The sequence below is a fragment of the Pseudomonas sp. S10E 269 genome, from assembly GCF_002798465.1.
Classification (GTDB): domain Bacteria; phylum Pseudomonadota; class Gammaproteobacteria; order Pseudomonadales; family Pseudomonadaceae; genus Aquipseudomonas; species Aquipseudomonas pergaminensis.
This window is the reverse complement of sequence record NZ_PHIJ01000001.1, coordinates 5,492,140-5,518,921: the sequence shown is the minus strand read 5'-3', so window position 1 is coordinate 5,518,921 and position 26,782 is coordinate 5,492,140. Positions and strand designations below refer to the sequence as shown.

Annotated in this window: 21 protein-coding genes; 10 read left to right on the top strand and 11 right to left on the bottom strand. The window is 60.8% G+C overall.

Annotated features, from left to right (window positions below; all coding sequences use genetic code 11):
* Positions 1-2 precede the first annotated feature (2 nt).
* The 5 genes from CWC48_RS25655 to CWC48_RS25635 all read left to right on the top strand — a co-directional run bounded on the left by CWC48_RS25655 (position 3) and on the right by CWC48_RS25635 (position 5,312).
* Complete coding sequence (locus CWC48_RS25655) at positions 3-1,625, top strand: glycosyltransferase family 39 protein (RefSeq protein ID WP_100490633.1); 1,623 nt, start codon at positions 3-5, stop codon at positions 1,623-1,625.
* Between the two features lie 240 nt (positions 1,626-1,865).
* Positions 1,866-2,030, top strand: a complete 165-nt coding sequence (locus CWC48_RS25650; RefSeq protein WP_157806769.1) for a type VI secretion system contractile sheath small subunit — start codon at positions 1,866-1,868, stop codon at positions 2,028-2,030.
* 175 nt (positions 2,031-2,205) lie between these two features.
* Positions 2,206-2,913, top strand: a complete 708-nt coding sequence (locus tag CWC48_RS25645; RefSeq protein ID WP_078048492.1) for an HPP family protein — start codon at positions 2,206-2,208, stop codon at positions 2,911-2,913.
* A gap of 140 nt (positions 2,914-3,053) precedes the next feature.
* Entirely contained in the window at positions 3,054-4,157 is a 1,104-nt protein-coding gene (locus CWC48_RS25640) for an enoyl-CoA hydratase/isomerase family protein (RefSeq protein ID WP_099492073.1), read from the top strand.
* Between the two features lie 3 nt (positions 4,158-4,160).
* Positions 4,161-5,312: an acyl-CoA dehydrogenase family protein gene (locus CWC48_RS25635; RefSeq protein WP_100490632.1), complete on the top strand. Its 1,152-nt coding sequence runs from the start codon at positions 4,161-4,163 to the stop codon at positions 5,310-5,312.
* A 137-nt stretch (positions 5,313-5,449) separates the two neighbouring features.
* Here the strand turns inward: CWC48_RS25635 and CWC48_RS25630 are convergent, their stop codons facing one another.
* The 4 genes from CWC48_RS25630 to CWC48_RS25615 are packed head-to-tail and all read right to left on the bottom strand — an operon-like array spanning position 5,450 to position 9,336.
* On the bottom strand, positions 5,450-6,223 hold the full coding sequence (locus CWC48_RS25630) for an enoyl-CoA hydratase (RefSeq protein WP_078048495.1): 774 nt from the start codon (positions 6,221-6,223) through the stop codon (positions 5,450-5,452).
* 11 nt (positions 6,224-6,234) lie between these two features.
* Positions 6,235-7,362 (bottom strand): acyl-CoA dehydrogenase, encoded by a 1,128-nt coding sequence (locus CWC48_RS25625; RefSeq protein WP_100490631.1) that lies wholly within the window; start codon positions 7,360-7,362, stop codon positions 6,235-6,237.
* A 9-nt stretch (positions 7,363-7,371) separates the two neighbouring features.
* Complete coding sequence (locus CWC48_RS25620) at positions 7,372-8,556, bottom strand: acetyl-CoA C-acyltransferase (protein ID WP_078048497.1); 1,185 nt, start codon at positions 8,554-8,556, stop codon at positions 7,372-7,374.
* Positions 8,557-8,568: 12 nt separating this feature from the next.
* Positions 8,569-9,336: an SDR family NAD(P)-dependent oxidoreductase gene (locus CWC48_RS25615; protein WP_078048498.1), complete on the bottom strand. Its 768-nt coding sequence runs from the start codon at positions 9,334-9,336 to the stop codon at positions 8,569-8,571.
* Between the two features lie 200 nt (positions 9,337-9,536).
* On the opposite strand from CWC48_RS25615, the gene CWC48_RS25610 reads away from it, so the two are divergent.
* From CWC48_RS25610 to CWC48_RS25595, 4 genes are all read left to right on the top strand, one after another.
* The gene (locus CWC48_RS25610) at positions 9,537-10,430 is read left to right on the top strand and encodes a bestrophin family protein (RefSeq protein ID WP_078048499.1); all 894 of its coding nucleotides are present in this window, start codon (positions 9,537-9,539) and stop codon (positions 10,428-10,430) included.
* A 76-nt stretch (positions 10,431-10,506) separates the two neighbouring features.
* Complete coding sequence (locus tag CWC48_RS25605) at positions 10,507-11,565, top strand: tetratricopeptide repeat protein (RefSeq protein ID WP_099492078.1); 1,059 nt, start codon at positions 10,507-10,509, stop codon at positions 11,563-11,565.
* Positions 11,566-11,711: 146 nt separating this feature from the next.
* Positions 11,712-13,214 (top strand): ATPase domain-containing protein, encoded by a 1,503-nt coding sequence (locus CWC48_RS25600; RefSeq protein ID WP_100490630.1) that lies wholly within the window; start codon positions 11,712-11,714, stop codon positions 13,212-13,214.
* Positions 13,211-14,881, top strand: coding sequence for an ATP-binding protein (locus CWC48_RS25595; RefSeq protein WP_100490629.1), 1,671 nt, complete (start codon positions 13,211-13,213; stop codon positions 14,879-14,881). Before CWC48_RS25600 ends, CWC48_RS25595 begins: the two co-directional genes overlap by 4 nt.
* Before the next feature lie 40 nt (positions 14,882-14,921).
* Here the strand turns inward: CWC48_RS25595 and CWC48_RS25590 are convergent, their stop codons facing one another.
* The 7 genes from CWC48_RS25590 to CWC48_RS25560 form a co-directional block, all read right to left on the bottom strand.
* Entirely contained in the window at positions 14,922-18,059 is a 3,138-nt protein-coding gene (locus CWC48_RS25590) for a hypothetical protein (RefSeq protein ID WP_100520205.1), read from the bottom strand.
* Positions 18,056-19,204, bottom strand: coding sequence for a hypothetical protein (locus tag CWC48_RS25585; protein ID WP_100520204.1), 1,149 nt, complete (start codon positions 19,202-19,204; stop codon positions 18,056-18,058). The genes CWC48_RS25590 and CWC48_RS25585 overlap by 4 nt, the downstream gene beginning before the upstream one ends.
* 141 nt (positions 19,205-19,345) lie before the next feature.
* Entirely contained in the window at positions 19,346-19,723 is a 378-nt protein-coding gene (locus CWC48_RS25580; protein ID WP_078048504.1) for a response regulator, read from the bottom strand.
* A gap of 78 nt (positions 19,724-19,801) precedes the next feature.
* Entirely contained in the window at positions 19,802-20,995 is a 1,194-nt protein-coding gene (locus CWC48_RS25575; RefSeq protein ID WP_078048505.1) for a hybrid sensor histidine kinase/response regulator, read from the bottom strand.
* A complete protein-coding gene (locus tag CWC48_RS25570) occupies positions 20,989-21,594 on the bottom strand; it encodes a chemotaxis protein CheB (protein WP_100490627.1) in 606 nt (201 codons plus the stop codon). Before CWC48_RS25570 ends, CWC48_RS25575 begins: the two co-directional genes overlap by 7 nt.
* Positions 21,591-22,421 (bottom strand): protein-glutamate O-methyltransferase CheR, encoded by an 831-nt coding sequence (locus CWC48_RS25565; protein ID WP_371857052.1) that lies wholly within the window; start codon positions 22,419-22,421, stop codon positions 21,591-21,593. Before CWC48_RS25565 ends, CWC48_RS25570 begins: the two co-directional genes overlap by 4 nt.
* The gene (locus tag CWC48_RS25560; RefSeq protein ID WP_100490626.1) at positions 22,422-25,925 is read right to left on the bottom strand and encodes a response regulator; all 3,504 of its coding nucleotides are present in this window, start codon (positions 25,923-25,925) and stop codon (positions 22,422-22,424) included.
* 240 nt (positions 25,926-26,165) lie between these two features.
* On the opposite strand from CWC48_RS25560, the gene CWC48_RS25555 reads away from it, so the two are divergent.
* Complete coding sequence (locus CWC48_RS25555) at positions 26,166-26,528, top strand: response regulator (protein ID WP_100490625.1); 363 nt, start codon at positions 26,166-26,168, stop codon at positions 26,526-26,528.
* The last annotated feature ends 254 nt before the right edge of the window (positions 26,529-26,782 follow it).

Here is a 26,782-nt window from a genome sequence, read left to right as displayed (position 1 = left end):
ACGTGAACAAAGCTCAACCGTCCCTGTTAAACCCAACGATCCGCCGGCAATCCCTCGGTCTGGGGTTGCTGGCGTTGTTGCTGTTTATCGCCGGCAGTTGGCACCAGGCGATTATCGGCTTCGACTCCCGCTTCGTGCTGTTCGCCCAGGAGATGCTGCGCCATGGTCCGGGCTTTTTCCCCACCACGTACGGGCAGCCCTATGCGGATTACCTGGCGACCTCGACGCTGTTAACGTGGCTGCTGTCATTGCCTATCGGCCAGGTCACCAGCCTCACGGCCTGGTTGCCCACGGCGATAGCGTCGGCGGTGATCGTCATCCTGGTGTACCGCCTCACGGCGCCCTACTCCCAGCGCTGGGGCCTGCTGAGCATCGCGCTGTTGTTGCTGAGCAGTACCTTTATCAGCGAAACCCGCTCCGTGTCCCTCGACCAGATGCTGGCCGCAATCGCTTTGGCGGTGTTCTACCTGGGCTATGCCCATGACCACTTCGGCGCGGGTAAACGCCTGCACTGGTTGTTCCTCCTGCTGATCGTCGGTTTTGCGGTGCGTGGGCCGATTGGCCTGGTCATTCCGACCGGCGTGCTGTGCAGCTATTACTTGATCAACCGGCAATGGCGCCAGCTGTTCAGCTTCGGCTTGATCGCGCTGGCGCTGCTGGTGGCCTGTGTTGGGCTGTTGCTGTTGATGGCCAAGCTGAGCGGCGGCGAGGCGTTCATGCAGGACGTGATCCGCATGCAGTTCCTTGGCCGGATGGACGGTAGTGAAGGCTCCAGCGGTGTGCTGTATTACTTCACCAGTTCCCTGGGCAACTACGCCATGGCGTATCCGCTGGCCGTGCTGGTGCTGCTGGCGATGGTAATCAGCGGGCGGCGTGCGCCGGGGCCGGCGTTGCAACTGGTGTGGTACTGCGCGGCGGCCGGGTTGCTGGTGATACTGGGGCTGTCGATTCCCCAAGCGAAAAAGGCACGCTACGTGCTGCCGATGTTGCCCATGGCGGCGATCATTGCCGCGTATCCGTTCCAGGTGGCACACGGGCGGCTCTTTGCCTGGCTGCGCGGGCTGATGCTGGGCATCTGGACCCTGTTGCCGACCCTGTTGATCGCCGGCCTGCTGATTGCGCGGGCGCGTTACCCGGAGCAATTGAGTCATTTGGGTTGGGTGTTCGGTGTGCTCGGGGTGCTGCAGGTCTTGGCAGTGCTGGCGCTGTTCAAGTCGCAGGTGCGCCTGGTCGGGCCTGCTTTTGCGGCCGTGTTGGCGGTGTGGGGCACTTATATCTTCGTGGTCGAACCCCTGGAACGCAGTGTCTACGACACCCGCACCTTTACCTTGGAGGTGCACGAGCACGTCATGCAAGAACGGGCGCCGGTGGTGCTGCATGGCTTGGGCAAAGACGCCAAGGCGATCAAATACATGGTCAACCTCGATTGCGACCAGGTCCCGTTGTTTACCCAGAAGGCGGCTGACCTCAAGCCCCTTCAGGGACCCGCCTGGCTGGTGATGAGCGAAGCCGATTATGAAGGCTTGCAGGACCCACGCTTTCGCTCCATCACCCCGACCCTGGCCGGGGAGTTTGACCGTAACCCTTACGTGCTGCTGCACTTGGCCAAAACCCCGCAACCTTGAGCCCTGTGCCGGCGCTGCCGGCACGGAAAACTCCTACACAGCTTTACGTAATGACTGGTGCCATTTCGCTTTCCTGCGCTTAAAACCGGGCTGTAAACTCGCCCCGGTGCGGTATTCATGTACCGCCACAGGTGATGGGTTACAACAAGGACGTTGAAGGAGAATGCCGTGCCAGATGATGTATCGCTTGATTCCCCGGTTCTCTCGCGCAGTGATCAGGTGCATATCGGATACCTGCCCATGCCCTCGCTCGATCGGTTGATGGGGTTGCGCGATGCCCTGGTGGCGTTGAAAGGGCCATTGGCCAGTGAGCCTGGGCTACAGGAAGACCTGCAGCGACGCTTCTTGGACGAACACGTCAATAACCGCGTGCTGGGTAAGGTTCGCTGCTTGCCCTCCGGTTAAACCACCCAACAGTTCATTAATTTTGCATTCAACCCTCATTAATATGCATTGGCGCGACGTTATCAAGGCGGGCACACTGCACGTGTTCCTTCCCCCAAATGTAGGAACTTTCAAAGGGCTTTTCCGGGCAACCAGACAAGCCTTTTTTTTGCCCGCTGTTTATGGATCCCCCTCAATGCTCGCTCGCTGGTTCCCCGCTGCTATCAACACCCGTCCGACTGAATGGAGCCGTGCCGCCATTGGTATGGCCCTGGGCACGCTGTTCAGTGTCTGGTTGTGCTCCCACGTCTTTGGCATGGACGTGGCCCTGCACCTGCTCGGCCCCCTCGGCGCTTCGGCGGTGTTGTTGTTCGCCGTGTCATCTGGTGCCTTGGCGCAGCCGTGGTCGATCATCGGCGGCTACCTGTGCGCGGGCGTCGTGGCATTGCTGGTGAACCGCGTGCTTGGCCCGTCCCTGGTCAGCGCGTGCCTGGCGGCGGGCATGACAGTGGTGCTGATGTGCTGGTTGCGCTGCCTGCACCCGCCGGCCGGTGGCCTGGCCATGACGCTGGTCCTGGCCGACCCCGCCTCCGCCGCCCTGGGCTGGTATGAGCTGGGCGCGGTGCTGCTTGGTGCCGGTGCCCTGCTGAGCTGCGCCCTGGCTTACAACAACGCCACGCGCATGCGCTATCCCAAAGGCGCAACGGAATCACCGGCGCCAACCCTGACCCCCACGGCCGCAGTAGACCCTGCAATCACCGCCGCCGATCTGAAACTGGCGCTGGCGCAAATGGAGCAGTTCTACGACGTGGCGCCCACCGAGTTGGAGCAATTGATCCACGCGGCGCAAACTCATGCCCGGCGCCGTAGTATTGGTGAAGTGTTGGCCAGTCGGGTGCCCTGAGGCCCTCACCTACTCCTGCATAAATGCAAAAACGACCTGCATGATTGAAGGTTGTACTGGGCAAATTTGCACTGGTACGATCGCGAGAGGGTTCGTTCGCGAACATCTTGATAAAGAACAATAAAAGCAGGGAGTTATCGATGACTGCTCAGGTTACAACCGAAGCAAGCCACGCCGGAACACTTCAGGACGAAGTCCTCGCCGAGGTCCGTAACCATATCGGCCACCTCACCCTCAATCGCCCCGCCGGCTTGAATGCCATTACCCTGCAGATGGTCCGCAGCCTGACTGCCCAGTTGCAGGCCTGGGCCGAGGACCCGCAGGTGTACGCCGTGGTGCTGCGCGGCGCCGGCGAGAAAGCCTTTTGTGCCGGCGGCGATATCCGCTCGCTGTATGACAGCTTCAAAAACGGCGACACCCTGCACCAGGACTTCTTCGTCGAGGAATACGCGCTGGACCTGGCCATCCACCATTACCGCAAGCCGGTCGTGGCACTGATGGACGGGTTTGTCCTGGGCGGTGGCATGGGGCTGGTGCAAGGCGCCGATCTGCGTGTAGTGACCGAGCGCAGCCGCCTGGCGATGCCGGAAGTGGCCATCGGTTATTTTCCCGATGTGGGCGGCAGCTACTTCCTGCCGCGTATTCCCGGCGAGCTGGGGATTTACCTGGGCGTGACCGGGGTGCAGATCCGAGCCGCCGATGCGTTGTATTGCGGGCTGGCTGACTGGTACCTCGACAGCCACAAGCTCGTCGACCTCGACCAGAAACTTGATGGCCTGCAATGGCACGACTCGCCGCTCAAGGACCTGCAAGGCGTGCTCGCCAAGCTTGCGGTGCAGCAATTGCCCGATGCGCCGCTGGCTGCCTTGCGCCCTGCCATCGACCACTTCTTCGCGCTGCCGGATGTACCGAGCATCGTCGAGCAATTGCAGCAAGTCACCGTCGCCGACAGCCACGAATGGGCCCTGAGCACCGCCAGCCTCATGCAAACGCGCTCGCCGCTGGCCATGGCCGTGACCCTGGAGATGCTGCGCCGTGGCCGCCGTCTACCGCTAGAACAGTGTTTTGCCCTGGAGCTGCACCTGGACCGCCAATGGTTCGAACGCGGTGACCTGATCGAAGGTGTCCGCGCGCTGATTATCGATAAAGACAAGAGCCCGCGTTGGAACCCGCCGACCCTGCATGGGCTGGCCCTCAGCCATGTGGAGAGCTTCTTTCATCACTTCGAGAAGGTTGCGAGATAAGCCATGCAAGACATTGAATACACAGAAGAACAAGTGATGATCCGCGACATGGCACGTGACTTCGCCCGTGGAGAAATCGCGCCCCACGCCCAAGCCTGGGAAAAAGCCGGCTGGATCGATGACGCCCTGGTGGCGAAGATGGGGGAACTGGGCCTGCTGGGCATGGTGGTGCCGGAAGAATGGGGCGGCACCTACGTCGATTACGTCGCCTATGCCCTCGCCGTGGAAGAAATTTCCGCCGGTGACGGGGCCACGGGCGCACTGATGAGTATCCATAATTCAGTGGGTTGCGGGCCAATCCTCAACTACGGCTCAGATGAACAAAAACAAACCTGGTTGGCAGACCTCGCCAGCGGCCAAGCAATCGGCTGCTTTTGCCTGACCGAACCCCAGGCCGGCTCCGAAGCGCATAACCTGCGCACCCGCGCGGAATTGCGCGACGGCCAGTGGGTACTCAATGGTGCCAAGCAGTTCGTCAGCAACGGCAAGCGCGCCAAACTGGCCATCGTGTTTGCCGTCACCGACCCCGACCTGGGCAAGAAAGGCATTTCCGCGTTCCTGGTGCCCACGACTACCCCAGGGTTTGTGGTGGATCGCACCGAACACAAGATGGGCATCCGCGCCTCGGACACCTGCGCGGTGACGTTGAACCAGTGCACCGTGCCCGAGGCCAACCTGCTGGGTGAACGTGGCAAGGGCCTGGCAATTGCGCTGTCCAACCTCGAAGGCGGCCGCATCGGCATTGCCGCCCAGGCATTGGGCATCGCCCGTGCAGCGTTTGAAGCGGCGCTGGTCTATGCCCGTGATCGTGTGCAGTTCAACCAGGCGATCATCGAACACCAAAGCGTGGCCAACCTGCTGGCCGACATGCAAACCCAACTGAATGCCGCGCGCTTGCTGATCCTGCACGCCGCGCGACTGCGCAGTGCCGGCAAGCCGTGCTTGTCGGAAGCGTCCCAGGCCAAGCTGTTTGCCTCGGAAATGGCCGAGAAGGTTTGCTCGTCGGCGATGCAGATTCACGGCGGGTATGGGTATCTGGAGGATTACCCGGTGGAGCGCTACTACCGGGATGCGCGGATCACGCAAATTTACGAAGGGACCAGCGAGATTCAGCGGATGGTGATTGCCAGGGAGCTCAAGCACTACCAGCTTTAATTGACACAGTGCAAAATCAATGTGGGAGCGGGCTTGCTCGCGAAGGCAGTGGATCAGTGATGAAGATGTCGACTGAAACACCGCCTTCGCGAGCAAGCCCGCTCCCACATTTGAGTTCTAGTGTTCACACAACCGCGTTACTTGTCCTTGAACTCGGGCGCGCGCTTGGCGACGAAGGCGGCCATGCCTTCTTTTTGATCCTGGGTGGCGAACGCTGCATGGAACACGCGGCGCTCAAAGCGCACGCCTTCCGACAGGCTGACTTCGAAGGCGCGGTTTACGCTTTCCTTGACCATCATGCTGATGGGCACCGATTTGCCGGCGATCAGGGCCGCGACTTTCAAGGCTTCTTCCAGCAACTCATCGGCCGGCACGATACGCGCGACGATGCCGCAGCGCTCCGCTTCCACCGCATCGATAAAGCGCCCGGTCAGGCACATTTCCATGGCCTTGGCCTTGCCCACTGCGCGGGTCAGGCGCTGGGTGCCACCCATGCCTGGCAGGACGCCGAGGTTGATTTCCGGCTGGCCGAACTTGGCGTTGTCACCGGCCAGGATGAAGTCGCACATCAATGCCAGCTCACAACCGCCGCCCAAGGCGAAGCCGTTGACGGCGGCAATGATCGGCTTGCGGCGGTTGGCCACGCGGTCACTGTCGCTGAACAGGTCGTCGAGGTAGATCTGCGGGTAGGTCAGCTCGGCCATTTCCTTGATGTCGGCGCCGGCGGCGAAGGCTTTTTTCGAGCCGGTCAGCACGATGCAGCCGATTTCAGGGTTGGCTTCCAGGCTGTCCAATGCCTGATTCAACTCACTGACCAGTTGCGCGTTCAGGGCGTTCAAGGCTTGCGGGCGATTGAGGGTAATCAACCCGACACGGCCCTGCACGTCGAGCAAAATGGTGTCGTAACTCATGTATCGGCTCCTTAGAGATTGCGTGAGATGACCATGCGCTGGATATCGCTGGTGCCTTCGTAAATCTGGCAGACCCGCACGTCGCGGTAGATCCGCTCCAGGGGAAAGTCGTTCAGGTAACCGTAACCGCCGAGGGTTTGCAAGGCGGCCGAACAGACTTTCTCGGCCATTTCCGAGGCAAACAGCTTGGCCATCGAGGCTTCCACCAGCGCCGGCTTACCGCTGTCGCGCAGGGCGGCGGCGTAATGCACCATCTGCCGGGCGACCGCGATTTGCGTGGCCATGTCGGCCAGGCGGAAGGCCACGGCCTGGTGCTCGATGATGGGTTTACCGAAGCTTTCGCGCTCGCGAGCATAGTCGCGGGCCGCTTCGAAGGCGGCGCGGGCCATGCCCACCGCTTGCGAAGCGATGCCCACGCGGCCGCCTTCGAGGTTGGCCAAGGCGATCTTGTAGCCTTCGCCCTCCTCCCCCAGCCGATTGGCGACGGGTACCTTCACGTCTTCAAACAGCAACTGGCAGGTGTCGGACGCATGCTGGCCGAGTTTGTCCTCGACCCGCGCCACGCTGTAGCCCGGCGAGTCGGTCGGCACAATAAACGCGCTGATCCCGCGTTTGCCCGCTGCTGGGTCGGTCACGGCAAACACAATCACAATCCCGGCGTTCTGCCCGGAGGTGATGAATTGTTTGCAGCCGTTCAACACGTAATGGTCGCCTTCCAGGCGCGCGCGGGTTTTCAGGCTGCTGGCATCGGAACCGGCCTGGGGTTCGGTGAGCGCGAAGGCGCCGAGCATGGCGCCGCTGGCCAGGGGCTTGAGGAAGTGCTCTTTCTGGTGGTCGCTGCCGAACGTGAGAATCGGCACGCAACCCACCGAGTTGTGTACGCTCATGATGGTCGAGCACGCACCGTCACCGGCGGCGATTTCTTCCAGGGCCATGGCGTAGGCCAGGTAACCGGTGTCGCAACCACCCCACTGTTCCGGCACCAGCATGCCGAAAAAGCCCAGCTCGGCCATTTCACCGATGGCTTCCTTGGGGAAGCGGTGCTCGCGGTCCCATTCGGCGGCAAAGGGCTTCAGGCGCTCCTGGGCAAATTGCCGGGCCGCGTCGCTGATTTGCAGTTGTTCGTCATTGGGCAGCATCTGGGCTCCTTAATACAGGCATTCGACGGCCATGGCCGTGGCTTCACCACCGCCGATGCAAATCGCGGCGACACCCCGCTTGAGGCCTTTCTGGCGCAGGGCCGAGAGCAGGGTCACCAGGATCCGCGCACCGGAGGCGCCGATCGGATGACCCAGCGCGCAGGCACCGCCATGGACATTGACCTTGGCATGGGGGATTTCCAGCTTGCTCATGGTGACCAGGCTGACCACGGCAAAGGCTTCGTTGATCTCGAACAGGTCGACCTCGCCCAGGTTCCAGCCGGTCTTGGTCATCAGTTTGCGAATCGCACCCACTGGCGCCACCGGGAACAGCCCCGGTTCATCGGCAAACGCGGCATGCCCATGGATAACCGCCAAGGGTTTGAGGCCACGTTTTTGCGCCTCGGACTGACGCATCAGCAGCAAGGCCGCCGCGCCGTCGGAAATCGAGCTGGAGTTGGCGGCGGTTACAGTGCCACCTTCGCGGAAGGCCGGCTTCAGGCTGCTGATCTTGTCGAGCTTGGCCTTGGGCGGCTGTTCGTCATGCTGGATGGTTTTTTGCTCTTTGCCGACGGTGACCTGCACCGGCACGATTTCCGCGGCAAAGCTGCCATGAGTGATCGCCTCTTGCGCACGGGTCAACGAAGCGATGGCGAAGGCGTCCTGGGCTTCACGGCTAAAGCCGTTATGCAGGGCGCAGTCCTCGGCAAAGGTGCCCATCAGGCGGCCTTTGTCGTAGGCGTCTTCCAGACCGTCGAGGAACATGTGATCGAGCACCTTACCGTGGCCCATGCGGTAACCGCTGCGTGCGCGGTCCAGCAGGTACGGAGCGTTGGACATGCTTTCCATGCCCCCGGCGATCACCACATCGACGCTGCCGGCCAACAGCGAGTCATGGGCCAGGATGGTCGCTTCCATGCCCGAGCCACACATCTTATTGAGGGTGGTGCAACGCGTGGATTTGTCCAGCCCCGCGCCCAAGGCCGCCTGGCGCGCCGGCGCCTGGCCGAGGCCGGCGGGCAGCACGCAGCCAAACAGCACTTCATCCACGGCGTCAGTAGCGATGCCGGCACGCTCGACGGCGGCGCGAATCGCGGCAGAGCCCAGTTGCGGCGCGGTCAGGCCCTTGAGGTCGCCCTGGAACCCGCCCATGGGCGTGCGCACCGCGCTGACAATTACGATTGGATCAGTCATGGGTCATCCTCCTTACTTGGCCGCCATGCGCAAGGCACCGTCGAGACGGATCACCTCGCCGTTGAGCATGCTGTTTTCAATGATGTGCCGCACCAGTGCGGCGTATTCGGCAGGTTTGCCCAGGCGCGGCGGAAATGGCACGCCGGCGGCCAGGGCGTCGCGCACTTGCGGGGTCATGCCGGCCATCATCGGCGTTTCGAATATACCCGGGGCGATGGTCATCACACGGATACCAAAGCGGGCCAGCTCGCGCGCGGCCGGCAGTGTGAGGCTGGCGATGGCGCCCTTGGACGCGGAATACGCTGCCTGGCCAATCTGCCCGTCGAACGCCGCCACCGAGGCGGTGTTGATGATCACGCCGCGCTCGCCGTCGGCATTTGCCTCGGTCTCGGCGATGGCAGCGGCCGCCAGGCGCAACAGGTTGAAGCTGCCGATCAGGTTGACATTGATCACCTGGGCAAAGCTCGCCAGAGCGTGAGGGCCGTTCTTGCCGAGGATTTTCTCGCCACGCACCACGCCGGCACAATTGACCAGCCCGTGCAGGCCGCCAAAAGCTGCGACCGTGGCCTGCACAGCGGCTTCGGCAGCGGCTTCCTGGCTGATATCCGCGACGGCACTGCGCGCGTTGTCGCCCAGCTGCCTGGCCTTGGCGGCCACGGCCTCGGCATTCAGGTCGACCAGCATCACCTTGGCGCCGGCGGCGATCAGCATCTCGGCAGTCGCCGCGCCGAGGCCCGATGCGCCACCGCTGACCAGGAAAATCTTGTTTTCAATCTGCATTGTTGTTCCCTTGAACGGTCCGAATCGTCGAAATAGTCGCCCCGCAGCGCGGTAGCGGCAATGGTCAAAGCCTTCAACCTGCCTGACTGTTTTGGCCAGTCATCGACCTCGCCGATCAACCGGTCAGCCCAAGCGATTGGACGCCAGCGATACTTGCTCCTAACCTGAGCGGCTGCACCCCCCAAGAAGCCTGCCCCTGAATGATAGTCCGCCCCAAACCCAACCTCCTGGGTATCCTGTTTTCCCTCAAGGGCTCGATCGCCAAACGCATTGCCCTGCGCAGCCTGCTGGTGACCTTGTTGGCCTCAGTGATCGTGCTGGTGGAAACCCTGCACCCGGCGTATTTCTCCAAGGTCAACGCCACGCCGTTCACCTTGCTTGGGTTGTCGTTGTCGATCTTTATGAGCTTTCGCAACAACGCCTGCTATGACCGATGGTGGGAAGGTCGCAAGCAATTGGGTCAGATGGTCATCGATGTTCGCTCGCTCATCCGCGAAACCCAGGTGCTTGGCGACCCGGTCGAACGCGCGAGCCTTTTGCGCAGCCTGTGCGGCTTCGCCCACGGCCTGATCGCGCGTTTGCGCCATGAAGATGAAGCCCAGGCGATAACGCCCTGGAGTACCTTCCAGGCCAATCACCCCAACCTTCCCGACAACCTGCTGCAACGGGTGGGCGCCAGGTTTTCCGAACTGGCCGGGCAAGGCGTGATCAGCGAATGGCGCTACACTCAGCTGGAAGCGCGGTTAGTCAGCCTCAGCCAAGTGCAGGCCTCCTGCGAGCGGATCAAGAGCACGCCACTGCCCTTCCCCTACACCCTGCTGCTGCACCGCACCATTTACCTGTTCTGCATCCTGCTGCCGTTTGCCATGGCCGAGCCGCTGGGCTGGTTGACGCCAGTGTTTACCGCCATCGTCAGCTACACGTTCTTCGGCCTCGATGAAATCGGCGATGACCTTGAGGACCCGTTCGGTTTCGACGAGAACGACCTGCCCTGCAATGCCATCCTGCGTACCCTGGAACGCGAGGTCTTGGCGGCCCTCGGCGCAACCGACCTGCCGCCGCCCCTCGAGCCGGTGGAGTACGTGCTCACCTGACGCGGGTTTGACACCTGCCGTGGTCTGGCCGAAGCTGATGGCTTTGTATTAGCTGCCCAAGCTTTCGGACGCCTGCATGTCAAAGTCACGCCGTTACTCCCTCATCGGCCTGTGCGCCCTGTTGTTTATCGTATTGATCACCTGGTATTTCTCCCGCACCACCCCGGTGGCCGTAGCGCCCGCCATTGCCCATGGCTATTCGAAAGCCTTGAAACAGGCGCGTAACGGTGAGCCCGGCGCAGCGCGCGTGCTGTATCAGCAACTGGGCCGGCCGGACCTGTCGCCCGAGCGCCGCGCGGCGTTGCATGCCGAATTGCCCAACTACCCCAGCCCCCAGGCGTTGAAGCTGGCGGACAAAGACTTGGCCAGCGACTCACCGCGGGTGCGTGAAGCGGCCATCCACAGCATTGTCGGCCTGGTGCCGACCGGCCAGCGCACGCTGCTGCTCGGCCCGGTGCTGGATGACCCCGAGCAGGAGGTCCGCTTTGCCGCCGCCAATGCCTTGCTTGGCTTGTCTCCCGATACCCTGGGCCTGTACTTCGGGCCGTTGCAGCAAGTACTGGATGAGTTCGTGAAAAAGCTCAAGGCCCAGCCTGAAACCGCAGAAGGCTGGATTCAACTGGCGCGCCTGTACATCCACAGCGCCCTGTTGCCAGACGCACAAAACGCCCTGGAACAGGCCATGCGCCTGCAACCGGACAACCTGCAAGCCGTCGTCTCGCAGATCGAACTGCTGGACAAACAGGGCAAGACCGACGAGTCCCGCCAACTGCTGGCGCGCCAACTGGCCGCGCACCCCGAGTCGGCCTACCTGCAACACGCCCTGGGCATGTGGCTGTTGCACCATGGCGAACGTCCGTACGCGCTGCTTGGCCTGTCCAAGGCGGTGGAGCTGGAGCCGGACAACCAGGATTATCGCTACGACCTGGCCACGACCCTGCACGCCCAGCAGGAATTGGAAGCCGCCCAGCGCCAACTCGAAGACATCATCCAGCGCCACCCGGCCAACCGAAAGGCGCGGGTATTGCTGGTCAATTACTGGAAAGAAAGCGGCCAGTTGCAGAACGTTCAGGTGCTATTGGCGCAACTTGAACAGCAGAACCCGGACGATCCCGCCTTACAGCAAGGCTTGTAGGCGGGCTTACAATTTTTTGTAAAACGCGGTCCAGGCCTCATTTCTCCGGCAACAGGTTGAACCGCCGCAAACCGCTACGGTCAAGAGAACATGGCGCGTCCTAATGGGCGTGCATCCTCTACTCGTATGTGACCTGAGGGCACTTCTTGTCTACATCCACAGCGCAATTATCCGAAAAAGCGGCCACTGGCATTGAAGGTCTTGATGACATTCTTGCTGGCGGACTCTCGCGCAGCCACCTGTTCCTACTGGAAGGTGAGCCCGGCACCGGCAAGACCACGGTCGCCCTGCACTTTCTGCAAGCAGGGGCCAGGAACGGCGAGCGATCGCTGTACATCACCCTGTCGGAAACCGAACGCGAATTGCGACAAGGCGCCAAGTCCCACGGCTGGGACCTGGATGAAAACATTCATATCTTCGAACTGACGCCACCCGAAAGCCTGCTCAACGCCGACCACCAACAAAGCCTGCTGTATTCCTCCGACTTGGAACTGGGCGAGGCCACCCGGCAGATCTTTGAAGTGGTAGAACGGGTCAAACCGACCCGCGTGGTCATCGACAGCCTCTCGGAAATCCGCCTGCTGGCCCAAAGCTCGCTGCGCTATCGCCGGCAGATCCTGGCGATCAAGCACTACTTCGTGCGCTACGACGCCACTGTCCTGTTGCTGGATGACTTGACCACCGAATCCCTCGACAAAACCGTGCACAGCGTGGCGCATGGCGTGATCCGCCTGGAAGAGCTGACGCCCAACTATGGCGCCGAGCGCCGGCGTGTGCGGGTGGTGAAGTACCGTGGCCAGAAATACCGTGGCGGTTTTCACGACTTCACCATCATGCAGGACGGCGTTCATGTGTTCCCGCGCCTGGTAGCGGCCGAGCATCGGGGCGGTTACCAGCGCGAGACCTTGAGCAGCGGCATTGCCGCGCTGGATGCACTGATGGGCGGCGGTGTCGAGACTGGCTCCAGCAGCCTCATCCTCGGCCCTGCCGGTACCGGCAAGTCGCTGATCTCGATGATCTTCGCCGCTGCCGCCGTGGCGCGGGGTGAGAAAGCAGCGCTCTTTATCTTCGATGAAGAACTGGGGCTGTTGTTCGAGCGCATGAAAAACATGGGGATCGACCTCGCGGCCCTGCAGGAAACCGGCAACCTGCTGATCGAACAGGTCGATGCCGCCGAACTGTCACCCGGTGAGTTCTCACACCGCGTGCGCCGTTGCGTGGACGAGCGTGGCATCAAGACAGTGGTGATCGACAGCATCAACGGCTACCAAGCCGCCATGCCCGAAGAAAACGCGCTGATCCTGCACATGCACGAGTTGCTGCTGTACCTGAATCGGCGCGGCGCGGCGACGTTCATGACCGTGGCGCAACACGGCCTGGTCGGCGATATGCAGGCCCCCGTCGATATCACTTACCTGGCGGATACGGTCATTCTGCTGCGCTACTTCGAAGCGCTGGGCAAGGTGCGCCGCGCCATCTCGATCATCAAGAAACGGACCGGTACCCACGAAGCCACGATTCGTGAATACCGCATCGGCAGCAAGGGCATGACGGTGGGCGAGCCGCTGGATAACTTCCAGGGCGTACTGCGCGGCATCCCGACCTACATGGGCGCCGGCTCCCCCTTGCTCAAGGATGAGGGCGTGTGACGGGCCTACTTCCAGTCTCCGAGCGGGCGATCGTACTGGCACCGATGGGCCGCGATGGCTCGTTGGCGCTGATGATGCTCAACGAAGCCGGGTATGCCGGCATCGTCGCCAGCAGCCTGGAGGCATTGTGCGAGGCACTCGATGATGGCGCCGGGCTGCTGATCATCGCTGCCGAGGCGCTGCGTGGTGTCAATCTGGAACCGCTGTTGGAGTACTTGCACCAGCAACCGGCCTGGTCGGACCTGCCCATCGTGTTGATGACCCATCACGGCGGCAGAGAACAGAATGGCTCATCCCATCTCAGCGGCTTGCTCGGCAACGTAACCTTCCTGGAGCGCCCCTTCCACCCGGTGACGCTGATCAGCCAGGTGAGCGCCGCCCTGCGCGGCCGCCGCCGGCAATACGACGCCCGCGACCGCCTGATCGACCTCAGCGAAAGTGAACTGCGCCTGCAACGCACCCTGGAGACGCTTGAGCAGCAGGTAGAAGAACGCACGGCGCAACTGCGCAGCAATGAAGAGGCTTTGCGCCAATCCCAGAAAATGGAAGCCGTCGGTCAGTTGACCGGCGGTATCGCCCACGACTTCAACAACATGCTCACCGGCATCATCGGCAGCCTGGAGCTGCTGCGAAGGCGTGTGTCCCGTGGCAAGTTGGACGACCTCGACAGCCTGATCGACCTGGGCGTCACCTCGGCTAACCGTGCCGCCGGCCTCACTCATCGCTTGCTGGCGTTCTCCCGCCGCCAATCGCTGGATTCCAAACCGGTTGAGATCAACCAGTTGGTCACCTCCATGGGCGAGCTGCTGCAACGCAGCATCAACGAAAGCATCAAGTTGGACATGCGCCTGAGCGATCAACTGTGGACGGCCGAGGCGGACCCCAATCAATTGGAAAGCGCCCTGCTCAACCTGGTGATCAATGCCCGGGATGCCATGCCCAATGGCGGTAGCCTGACCGTAGAAACCACCAACCGCCACCTCGACAGCGTGTTTACCGCCGCCTATGGAACCTTGAAACCGGGCGATTATGTGGAACTCAGCGTTAGCGACACCGGCTGTGGCATCCCAGAGAATGTCATGGGCCGTGTTTTCGATCCTTTCTTCACGACTAAACCCATTGGCCAGGGCACGGGCCTGGGCCTGTCGATGATCTACGGGTTTGTCCGCCAGTCCCATGGCCATGTGACCATCCACAGCGAAGTCGACAAAGGCACGACTGTCAGCCTGTTCCTACCTCGGTTTGTCGGTGACATCGTTGCCCCCGCAACTGTCGACCCTGCGGCGCTGCCCTTTGCCAATGCGGGCGAGACCGTACTGATCGTTGAGGATGACCCTGCCGTACGCGTCCTGGTGAGCGCAGTGTTGAAGGAATTGGGGTATGGGTATGTCGAAGCCGGAGACGGCAGTTCGGCTGTGCCGATCCTCGAGTCCGACCAGCGTATCGATTTGATGATCAGCGACGTGGGGCTGCCCGGCATGAACGGACGCCAGCTGGCGGAAATTGGCAGGCAGATTCGACCTGACCTTAAAGTGCTGTTTATCACCGGCTACGCGGAACATGCGGCAGTGCGCGGTGGGTTTCTTGATCCGGGGATGCAACTGATCACCAAGCCATTTACCTTCGACCTGCTGACAGCGAAAGTGCGCGAGATGATCAAGGCCTGAAACGGGGACTCGCGTCGCAAGTCCCCTTCCCTCATTGGGTTCAATCGATTCGATCGTAGACCTGTTTCTTCATGGCTGCGTCCAGCACTTGGGGCGGATACCCGCCTTCGATCAGCTCGAATGTACCATCCGGCTTTATATCAATGCCGGACGCTGTGGCAATGACCGTTGACTGCGGCTGCCTGTTGATGATGCTCAACAGCGGCTGTTGATCGCCGAGTGTTTGTTTCAATGAACTGGCCAACCCCTGCGCGCTGCGGGCGTTATCACCGCCAACGAAGATTACCTTGCCGCCATTGGCCAACGACGCGTCCAGCTGTTTCAACATTGGCAACATCGCTGGGTCGGCGACGCCGCCTTGCAGGTGGATCAACGTACGCTTGTGGTAGATCCCATCCTTCAGGTCGGTCAGCACCACCAATGCCGTGCAATCGCTGATTCCCCGGGTATACAGGATCGAATTGGCATCCAGGCGTTGTGCCGATTCGGTGACCGGTACATAAACCTTCTCCGGAACCAACGGTGAACCCGCGAGCAACTGCTGGCCACTCTGCGTCGTGGACGTATCAATGGGCGCCTCGTACAGCTGCTTGACGGGGCCGTCGTGCACGCTCGCCTTGCTCGTCCACCCTTCGTCATGGGTACTGACCCTGAACTCGAGCTTGTCAGGGTGGGTGCTGTAGGTGCGATAAGGGGTGGCCGGCTTTTTCTGGGTAAACAGGGCTTGCAGGCCTTCGTTCATGGCGCTTTGGGTGGGAAACGTGGCAAGGCCCAGGTTCGGGTCATAAAAAAAGAACTGCTTGTTCACGCCATCAACCTTCACGCCCGCCATCATCGCGTGACCCGGTGAATCGATCATCAGGGTCGTGGACTTGGTGGCGCGGCCCAGCTCGGCGATCAGCTCATCGTGGGATACTTGCCGCACTGGGTTACCGGCGTGGAACACGGCCGGGGTGCTCACCTGTTTCTGTACGTCCTGCAGTGTCTTGGTAAAGGTTACAGAGGCTGGATGAGTCGGTTTTGCGGCGGCGCTGAACATGTTTTCAATCAGCGTTTGACCTTTGCCCTGCTCGAGCGCCGAGGCCATGATCTTGGAGAGCGCGGCACATTGGCCTTGGGACAGTGAATCCACCTGACTGAGGTAAAACAGCTGGGGATTGGCGGTGAATGTGCCACCCGCCGCATCAATCAGCGACTGCGCTTGCTTTACCCCACTGAAGGCATGCTGCACGGCAAGGCGCTCGCGCTGGCGTACCAGGGCGCCAACCTGCGCCGCCGTCAGGCCGTCGGTCTGTGCCAACTTCATGACCTGCTCGGCATTCAGCCGGGAGGAAAAGCCCTTGATGCTATAGGGGTCGCCCGCGTTGTAGCCGTTATTGAATGCGGTGCTGGACGGCCCGCTCCTGAGCTTTTGTTCGAGCGCCCTGAAGTTTTCGCGAATGCGCCGGGACGGTTCGGACAGAGCCGGCGCGGCGCCTTGCCAGCTTTGCAATCGCTCGTCAGTGGCCCGCAATGAGGGCGTAAAGTCATCCACCGCGCGCTGTCCACCTGCGGGGCTGTAGGCGTGCCATTTGCCGTTGTGCAACACTGCAATACCCTGGACGACGTCGCCATTGACCTTATATACCCCCATCGCGGCGGCGTCGTAGGCTCGACTGGCTTTAAACACGTCATAGTGCCCCGCAGTGCCGCGTACCTGATTTATCACCGCCCTGAAGCGGTGCGCGCTTGCACGGCCCACGCTTGCGACGGCATCCTCGACGCCAGGAATCGGGCTCAACGCCCCGACAGCGCTACGCCCAAGGATCCGGCCGACACTCCAGGCCTTGGCTGCCGTGGAGCCAACACCACTGACTGCACGCGCCACCCGTCCCGCCGCCGAAGCGCCGGCAACGCCAAAGCCCAGCGTATCGAAAAACAGGTCTTGAATGCCGCCGTCGACATCGCCGCGATTGAACTTGGTAATGGCCCCATAGAGCGGGATCAGCCCGGTTATAAATTCGCGAATCTTTCGAATGGGCGGTATTTCACTTTCAAAGGTCGTCAGGCCCCTGGTCTCCCTGACGATCTTCTTACGCACCTGATCGTACATATTGTCCCGCACCAGTTGCGCAATACGAAAGGTTCGGTCGCTGTGGTAGGTCTGGGGAACACCCGAAGTACCGCGTTGTTCGGCGAAAAGCTGCGCGTCCTCCGGCTGGGTCGACACTTTTTCTATATAACGTCGATCAGCTGGAATGTCGGCATAGATCGTGACCGAGATCTTGTCATCATCAAGCGGCCTGGGGTGCACCTCGAATCGGTATTCGAAGGCCCGATGGCCAACCGGGAAATCTTTCTCAAGGTCAGGCCTGCGGATGATCTTGTGTTGATTGGGATTGACTTCGTAAACCCTGAACTCGTCCTCGTGTTGGGCACGGATCAGCAAAGGTTTCTGCCCGTCCGGCTGGCCACGGCGCCAATACGGAGGAGACTTGGATTGATGGTGGATCAACTCCTCACGGTAGACCTCGACCTTGCCATATTCAATGAATTCGCGGTCCTTCAAGGGCAACTGGGTGAGCATGTACACGATGGCGTCAAACGAGCTGATTTCCAGTTGATCCAGATGCTCGTTGACCTTCGTCTCGAATTGCTGGTTGAAGTCAGGCAGGTTCAGGGTTTTCGCTTGATTGACGATCTGGGCAATGGGTACACCTGGATCGTTAGACGCCCATTGTGCGGTCACGACTCGAGGTATTGGGGCTGCGCGAAATGCGTTCCTTGGGGGAATGACTTGAGGTGCATCCAGCAACTTGCCCTCAACCGCCAGGTCCACTACGGAATAAGGCCCAGGCTCATCTTTGTCACGCGGTTTGCGGTAAATACATTTTTTTTCGTAGTCAGTATCGGCGCCAAAAGTTTCCTTGAGCCAATCCAGTGTCATCTGTTTACGATCGGGGATATCGGAACGCTTGATCACTGAGGCCCGGGACAGCCGGAGCACCTCTTCATCGAAGGCCTTGCGTATGCGCGACATCTGCGCGGGGGAATGGTCGTCAGTCGGGCTGGCAGGAAGGATGCCTCGGCAAACCGCCCAGTCGATGATTGCAAAGTCCTGGGCCTGTTGGGCAACGCGTTGATCGGCGCGCGTGACCGGTGCAATGTCATCGAACGCCATGACCTGGGCATAGCTCATTGTCGCGACACTGCCAGGCGACTGGGCCTCGATGCGCGCGACTGCCGTACATAGGCTGACCCAGCTGTGCGAGCCATAAACGACCCCGGGGGGATATCCCTGACCAAGAACTGCGGGGCCTTGCGTGCGAGTAACAAGTGGGCCGCAGCCGGTGCCATGGCTTCGCTGGCGCGGCTGCGGGTCATGAGATGTTCGGTCAAACCGGCAACGACCGTCGAGGCGGGTTGACCCCAGAAGCGGCTGTCGTCCAGGTCAAAACCCGCCACTCGATTGCGCGGTGGCGGTTGTACGCTGCCCAGCAAGCTCTCTCGGTCGAGCGAGACTTGCAATCCCGCCAGGAGCCAATCGGTATCGCTGCCGGGCGTAGAACCCGCCTCAACCTTGGCGCGCAGTACACGCCCGACCTCTTGGGCCGCCGGCGAATTGATCAATGCGCTGATCACGCGTTCGGGTTCGGCGGCCTCAGCCTCGCTCAGTCGCAGCGTGCGTGTCAGCAAACCAAACAGTTCCGAGTCAGCGGGCAGCTCCAGTGCTTGCACCGGATGGTAGTACACCGCCAGTAACTGCTCGTGGGACGGCGGTTGCAACCAGGACATCGCTCCGCCGTAATCACCCAATGTTTGCGTCGGGAGGGGGGCTCGTCGGACGTAGCTCAACAGGTTCTTCAACGCGTCAAAATCGGTGGGCAGGTTCCAGCCGTGATCCTGGATAAACTGTTTGAGGGTGACCTTATCCCCCGCTCCAAGCCTATTGAACTGCGCGTAGGTCGAGCTCGGTTCGACCTCCATTGTGTGGACCTGGAGGAGATTCGCGATACGCTCGTTGAACTGCTGGTCCACCTGCTCTTGCGTCATCCCCGGAGGGTTCAGGCGTTTCTGCTCCCTGAACAATGGAAGTTGCTGGTCGAGGCCTGTCAGCACCGCCTGCGTAAAATGCTCTACGTTTTTATTGTCCGGCGATACCGCCTGCCCCCTTGCCTGCAAAGACGCGTTCACAGGGGTTTGAATGGCGCGTTTGGGGCGGGAAGTGACAGCGGTTTGCAGAGCGGGCGTCGATCTCGGCGGGGTGTTCGATACAGGTTGCGCGTCCGCTGGGAGTGGCGGGCTCACGGAAAAGTCCGGTGAGCGCATATTCACAGTGATCATTTCGATTTCCGGCCTCAGATAAACTCATCGAGCCTTCAGGGCACTGAAGGCAGAAAGTGGTCGTACTGAGTGAAGAAAACGAGGGTCATGAATCCACGGAGTGCGCGTTAAATCATGACCGGATGTATCAGGCGCAGGACATCACGCGAGTAAGCGCTGGATGTGCTCTTGTAGCGTATCCAAGTCAAACGGCTTGGCCAGGATCGGCGCGTTGCGCGTGATCGGGCTGTTGCAGTCGAGAATTTCCTGCGGGTAACCACTGATGAAGATCACTTTCAATTCCGGCCGCAACAGCAGCGCGGGCTCGGCGATCTGCACCCCGGAAATCCCGCCGGGCAAACGGTAATCGGTGACCATCAGGTCCAGGTGCGGCTTGGAGGCAAGGATTTCGAAGGCCTGCTCCCCATCGATTGCCTTCAACACCCGATAGCCCAGGCCCGCCAGGTATTCACCCAGCACAAACATAATGGATTCATCGTCCTCGACGATCAGAACGACATCTTGTGCATCTTCACTCATGGGAAGCCTTTGTCCGGTCAATTGCTGCAATTACGACCATGGGGTCACGCAGAGGTTGCGTCGAGGTGACGATTGATTTCATGTCGACGCCTGCAAGGGCAGGCACACCCGAAACAAGGCGCCCTCGCCTATCTGGCTCTCGACCTCGATAGCGCCACCGTGGGCCGCAACGATCTGCTCGGAAATGAACAGCCCCAGGCCCAGGCCCGCCGCCACTTGGCTGGCGGAAACCCGTTCGAACTGCTGGAAAATACGCTTCTGGTTGTCTTCGCTGATGCCAATGCCGTGGTCGCGCACTTCCACACGGGCTTCGCCGTGTTCGCTGTACACGCGCACCTCTACCGGGCTCTTGGCCCCGTAGCGCAGGGCATTGGTCAGCAGGTTGGTGACCACCTGCTCGATGCGGAACTCATCCCAGTTGCCTTCCACCGGCCCATCGGCCACCAGGGTCATGGTCGAGTCCGCCGCCGCGACCTGGGGCGCGAAGTTTTCCACCAGGTTGCTCACCAGTTGTGTCAGGTTAAAACGCGCCGGGCGTATCGACAGTTTGCCGGTGCGGATGCGCGATACGTCGAGCATGTCCTCAATCAGTCGGATCAGGCTCTGGATCTGGCGTTCATCGCGGTCGACCATGGCATGCATTTTGTCCAGGGTGAACGCGGCGGCGTTGTCGCGGGCCAGGTGCATCTTGCGCAATTGGGTCTCAAGGATCAGCCCGTTGAGGGGCGTGCGCACTTCGTGGGCAACGATCGACATGAAATCGTCACGCATGCGCACGGCCTGCTCCAGCTCGGCCTGGGTGGCCTGCAGGCGTGCCAGCAGCTGTTCCTGCTCGCGACGGCTGCGCTCCAGGGCTTCGACCTGTAGCTTCATGGCCTTGCTTTGGCGGTACAGGTCGACGAACACATTGACCTTGCTCTTCACCGCGTGGATATCCAGCGGCTTGTGCAGGAAGTCCACGGCGCCGCTTTCGTAGCCCTTGAAGGCGTAATTGAGTTCGCGGCCGGCGGCGCTGACGAACACAATCGGGATGTTCTTGGTTTTTTCGGTACCGCGCATCAATTCGGCCAGCTCGAACCCGTTCATGCCGGGCATCTGCACGTCGAGAATCGCCATGGCGAACTCGTGCTCCAGCAACAGGGACAAGGCCTCGTCGGCGCTCAATGCCTTGAACACCTGGCGGTCCTCGCGCTTGATCAGCGCTTCGAGGGCCAGCAGGTTTTCCGGCAGATCGTCGACGATCAGCAGTTTGGCCTGGACAGTACTTAACATGGGGAATATTCCAGGGAAGCCAGCAATGAGCCAATGTGGCTCAACGTCAGAATGTGGTCAGGTGTATGCAGCGCCAGGGCTGCACGTGGCATGACAGCGACACGTGCTTCAGTGGGTTCTTGCACGACGGTGGTACCACCCTGCTGCTTGACGTGAGCCAGGCCGCGGGCGCCGTCATGGTTGGCACCGGTCAGCAGGATCGCCATCAAGCCTTTGCCGTAGGCATCGGCGGCGGATTCAAACAGGAAATCAATCGCCGGCCGCGAATGGTGCACCCGGTCTTCCTGGCTCAGGGACAGGCTGCGGTCTTGCTCCACCGAGAGGTGATAACCGGGGCCGGCAAAGTACAGGGTGCCGGGCTTGAGCACTTCCTTGTCCCGCGCCTCCACCACCGGCATGGCAACCCGACGGTCAAATACCTCGGCCAATTGGCTGCGGCGTTCGTCCGGCAGGTGTAATACGGTGATGATCGGCAAGCCGAAATCTGCGGGCAATTGGCCAAATATTGTCAGCAGCGCCTCCACGCCACCGGCGGAGGCGCCGATGACGATAGCTTCTATGCCCCGGACCGATGCCGGGCTGGCAGACGCTTGGCTCATAGCTTCCGGTAGATCCGTTCCTGTTTGACCAAGGGTTCGAACTGTTTGCCGAACGCGGAGAAATCCAACGTCTCCTTGCTGCCCAGCACCAGGAAGCCGCGATGACACAGCGACTCGTGGAACAATCCAAACGCACGATCCTGCAATTTTTTATTGAAGTAAATCAATACGTTGCGACATGAAATTAACTGAGTTTCTGAGAATACACTATCGGTCGCCAAGCTGTGGTCGGCAAAGGTGACATTCTCGCGCAGCGTCTTATCGAAGATGGCGTAATCGTATGCCGCCGTGTAGTAGTCGGCAAATGAACGTTGCCCACCAGCCTGCTGATAATTGGCGGTGTAGGCGCGCACGTTCTCCAGGGAAAAGATGCCCTGCTTGGCTTTGTCCAGCGACGCCGGGTTGATGTCGGTGGCGTAGATGATCGTTCGCTCCAGCAACCCCTCTTCGCGCAGCAGGATGGCCATGGAGTACACCTCCTCGCCCGTGCTGCAACCGGCGATCCAGATCTTGATCGACGGGTAGGTCTTGAGCAGCGGCACCACCTCCTGGCGGATCGCCAGGAAGTGCGACGGGTCGCGAAACATCTCGCTCACCGGGATCGTCAGGAACTGCAGCAACTGCATGAACGCGGCCGGGTCGTGCAGCACGCGCTCCTGCAAGGCGGAAATGGTCGCGCAATCAAACTGGCGCAGGGCGTGGGCCACGCGGCGCTTGACCGACGCGCCGGAGTAATCCCGGAAGTCGTAGCTGTACTTGAGGTAAATCGCCTCGATCAACAGGCGCAGCTCAATGTCGCTGCTTTTTTCCAAAAAACTTCGCTCCACTTAAATGCGTTCCATCTTCGGTAGCCATACGCGAATCAGTGAGAACAGACGATCCAGGTCGATCGGTTTGGCCAGGTAATCGTTGGAGCCGGCTGCCAGGCAGCGCTCCTGATCGTCCTTCATGGCCTTGGCCGTTACCGCGATGATCGGCAGTTTCTTCCAGCGCGGGTCCTGGCGGATCAAGGCAGTGGCCTCGTAACCGTCCATTTCCGGCATCATCACGTCCATCAGCACCAGGTCGATATCGTCGACTTCATTGAGTTTATCGATGGCTTCACGGCCGTTACGCCCGATCACCACCACCGCGCCTTTGTGCTCCAGGGCACTGGTCAGGGCGAAGATGTTACGCACATCGTCGTCCACCAGCAGGATCTTGCGCCCCTCGAAGACCTTGTCGCGGCTGCGGGCGGTCTTGAGCATCTTCTGGCGATCATGGGACAGCTGGGATTCGACTTTGTGCAGAAAGAGTGTGACTTCGTCCAGCAGGCGCTCGGGCGAGCGGGCGCCCTTGATGATGATCGAGCGCGAATACTTGCGCAGTTCGGCCTCTTCATCACGGGTCAGGTTGCGACCGGTGTAGACGATCACCGGCGGGAACGAGCAAATGTCCTCGGTGGCCATGCGCTTGAGCAACTCGTTGCCGAGCATGTCCGGCAGCTTGAGGTCAATGATCATGCAGTCGTAGATATTGGTGCGCAGCAGGTCCAGGGCGGCCTGGGCGTAACCGACGTCGGTGATCTCGATGTCATCGTCACCGATCAGGCGGGCGATGCTGTCACGTTGCAGGTCATCGTCCTCCACCAGCAGCACGCGCTTGACCTTCTGGGTCAGCTTGGCTTCCAGGCGCGCGAACACGTCCTTGAGCTCTTCGCGGGTGGTTGGCTTTACGGCATAACCGATGGCGCCCATGTGCATGGCGGCTTCCACGCGATCTTCCACGGAAATCACGTGCACCGGGATATGCCGGGTGTTGGCGTGTTCCTTCAGGCGTTGCAGTACGGTCAGCCCGGAGTGGTCCGGCAGGCGCATGTCCAGCAGGATCGCGTCGGGAATGTACTCCTCGGCCAGGCTGTAGCCTTCGTCGGCGCCATGGGCCACCAGGCAGTTGTAGCCCAGCTCGTGGGCCAGGTCGAAGAGGATGCGCGCAAAGTTCGGCTCATCCTCCACCACCAGGATGCAGCGCGTGTTGAACGGGGCCTTGTCGCGGTCGTCGGCAAAGCGTGGGATCTGGCTGGCATCGGCCACCGGCAGCGGCGACACCTTGACGGGGAGCGGAACCGGTGCGGGCGCCACCACCACTTGGCGGGGCTGCTCGATCGGCGCGGCGTCTTCTTCGCGTTCTACATACTGCTCCGGCAATACCAGGGTGAAGACACTGCCCTTGCCTGGCTCGCTGGTCACACTGATATAGCCACCCAGCAGGGTCGCCAGGTCGCGGGAGATCGACAGGCCCAGGCCGGTGCCGCCATAGCGGCGGTTGGTGGTGCCGTCGGCCTGGCGGAAGGCTTCGAAGATGCTTTCCTGCTGGTCCGGGGCAATGCCGATGCCGGAGTCGCGAACCGTGAAGGCAATGCCCTCCCCTGACGCGCGGGACACCGACAAGCTGACCTCACCCTGCTCGGTGAATTTGACCGCGTTGGACAGCAAGTTCTTGAGGATCTGTTCCAGGCGCTGGCGGTCGGTGAACAGCATGGTCGGTGAGCCAGCCTGCACGTCCACCCGGAACCCCAGCTTGCGGTCGGCTGCCAGCGGCTCGAACATCCCGCGCAGGCCGTCTACCAGGCGTGCCACGCTGGAATTTTCCGGACGCACTTCGAGCTTGCCGGCCTCGACCTTGGAAATATCCAGGATGTCGTTGATCAGGTTGAGCAGGTCATTGCCAGCGGAATAGATCGACTCGGCAAACTTGACCTGCTCGGCGCTGAGGTTTTCCTGGGGGTTCTCGGCCAGCAACTTGGCCAGGATCAGCGAGCTGTTCAGCGGTGTGCGCAGCTCGTGAGACATGTTGGCGAGGAATTCGGACTTGTACTTGCTGGAGCGCTGCAACTCTTCGGCGCGGTCTTCCAGCTCAAGCTGGGCCTGGTTCAGCTCAATGTTCTTGCGATCCATGGCGTCGCGTTGCTCGGCCAGGGTCTCGGTCTGCTCGGCCAATTGTTCGTTGGTCTGCTCCAGCTCGGCCTGCTGGGTTTCCAGGTGGGCCTGGGACTCCTTGAGGATGCGCGACTGTTCTTCCAACTCTTCGTTGGCGGTCTTGAGCTCTTCCTGCTGCACTTGCAGCTCTTCGTTGAGCTGCTGGGTCTCGGCCAGCACTTCTTGCAGACGCTGGCGGTAGCGGGCGGCTTCGATCGAAGTGCCGATATTGCCGGCGATCAGTTCCAGCAGCTCTTCGTCGCGCTCTTCCAGCGGGCGCAGGAAGCCCAGCTCGATCACACCATTGACACGGTCATCATCGCTGGTGGGCATGACCAGAACGCTGCGGGTCGGGCCTTCGCCCAGGCCGGAGCTGACCTTGAAGTAATCCACCGGCACATCATCCAGGCGAATCAGCCGATCCAGTTGGGCGGCTTGGCCGACGATGCCTTCGTCACTGTAAATCGCTTGCTCACGCTGTTCCTGCTCGCGGGAGAAGCCATAGGTGGCCACGCGCTTGAGGCCGCCGTGTTCTTCTCGCACGTACAGCGCGGCAACAGCCGAGCCCATGTACTGGGCAAAAAATTGCAGGATATTGCGGCCGAGCATATTAAGGGTGAGCTGGCCAAGCACTTGTTCAGCCAGTTCGGTCTGGCCATTGCGCAGCCAGGCTTGCTGCTCGAGCCGTCGCGCAATCTTCTGTTGCGACGCGAGGTTTGCGCTATAACTCTCTGATAAAGCTAGCAAATTCTTGCGGCCGATATAGGCCAGGAAGCCACTCAAGCCGAGCACGAAGGCCAAGTACAGGGTGACGCTGATCACCGTGGTGCGGGTAACTTCCTCATTGCGGGTGATGCGGAACTGCTGCTCCATCGCCACCGCATCGTCGTATTCCTTGCGGATCTCATCGGTCAAGCGTTTGCCACGGCCGGCCTTGACCGCGCTGCGGTAGTCACCGCTGGTGCGCTGCATGTCAATCATCGACTGGGCGTACTTGTTCCACTCGGCCTGCAAGCCTTCCAGGCGCTTGAGGCGGTCCACCTGCTGCGGATTGTCGGCTACCAAATCCTGCAGGTTGCGCAGGTCGGCAATGATGCGCGGCTTGGCAACCTCATACGGGTCAAGGAAATGTTCGTCGCCTGTAATAAGGAAACCGCGCATGCCGGTCTCCAGGTCGACCGTCAGCTTGGACGACTCATTGAGGTTGTTAATGACCCGGTCGGTGTGCTCCACCCACTGGATCACCGACAGCAGATAGGTGATCAAAACGACGAAAAACACCGCGCTGAGCACGCCCACACCCAAGGGCAATGCCACGTTTCGGCTTAGGAGGTTACGAAAGCTCTTTTCATCGACGGACGACGCGGGAGTCATGGGCATGCCTTGGCCAAATACGGAAAAACCGGGAGTTTGCCCCAAAGTGACAGGCAAAACCATTTTTCTAGAACGGTTTTGTACAGATTCCTACAAAGGAACAGGCTATTCTCTCTGGTCTTTTCTATCGCATTGTTTTTACGGCCAGCGGGAACTTGTCACGAGTGCGCGCTTACTCAAGGAAGAGGCCTGACAGAACGGCCGCGTGTAAATCCTCGCCTTTTTTGGGAATTCCATACTATGTCCGCAGTCACCTCCACCATCCTTGTTGTTGAAGACGACGCCATCGTGCGCATGCTGATCGTCGATGTCCTGGAGGAGTTGGAATTCAGTGTGCTGGAGGCTGCCGACGCAGAAGAAGCGCTGGCAGTGGTGAATAGCACCGAGCAGGTCATCCACCTGATGATGACCGACAATGGCCTGCCAGGCATGGATGGCAAGGAACTGGCAGAGCATGTGCGCAAACTGCGCCCCGCCCTGCCCATCCTGTTTGCCAGTGGCTACGCGGAAATCGACGTGCCTGCCGGCATGCAGGTGATTGCCAAGCCGTTCTCCATCGATCAATTGCGCGACAAAGTCAAATCGATGCTGCCCGACGCCTGAGCCCCGCTGCCGCCCAATCAGGGCGGCCACTTGCGAGCATAGCCTGCCGAGGGGCTGATACCTGCGCTCCACAGGCACCTGAACCTTCGATTCGAAGAACGACACTCACTGGATTCTCATCGGTTTTGGTGCGGGCAACGCCTGGAAAGCCGGCAGTAACCTGTTCAATGCCTCTGTCGAGCTACAGTGGACAGTGGCGAGCCAGGGTGACGGCTCGCCCGAGTTCACGCTGCTCGCAGGGATTAACGTGACGT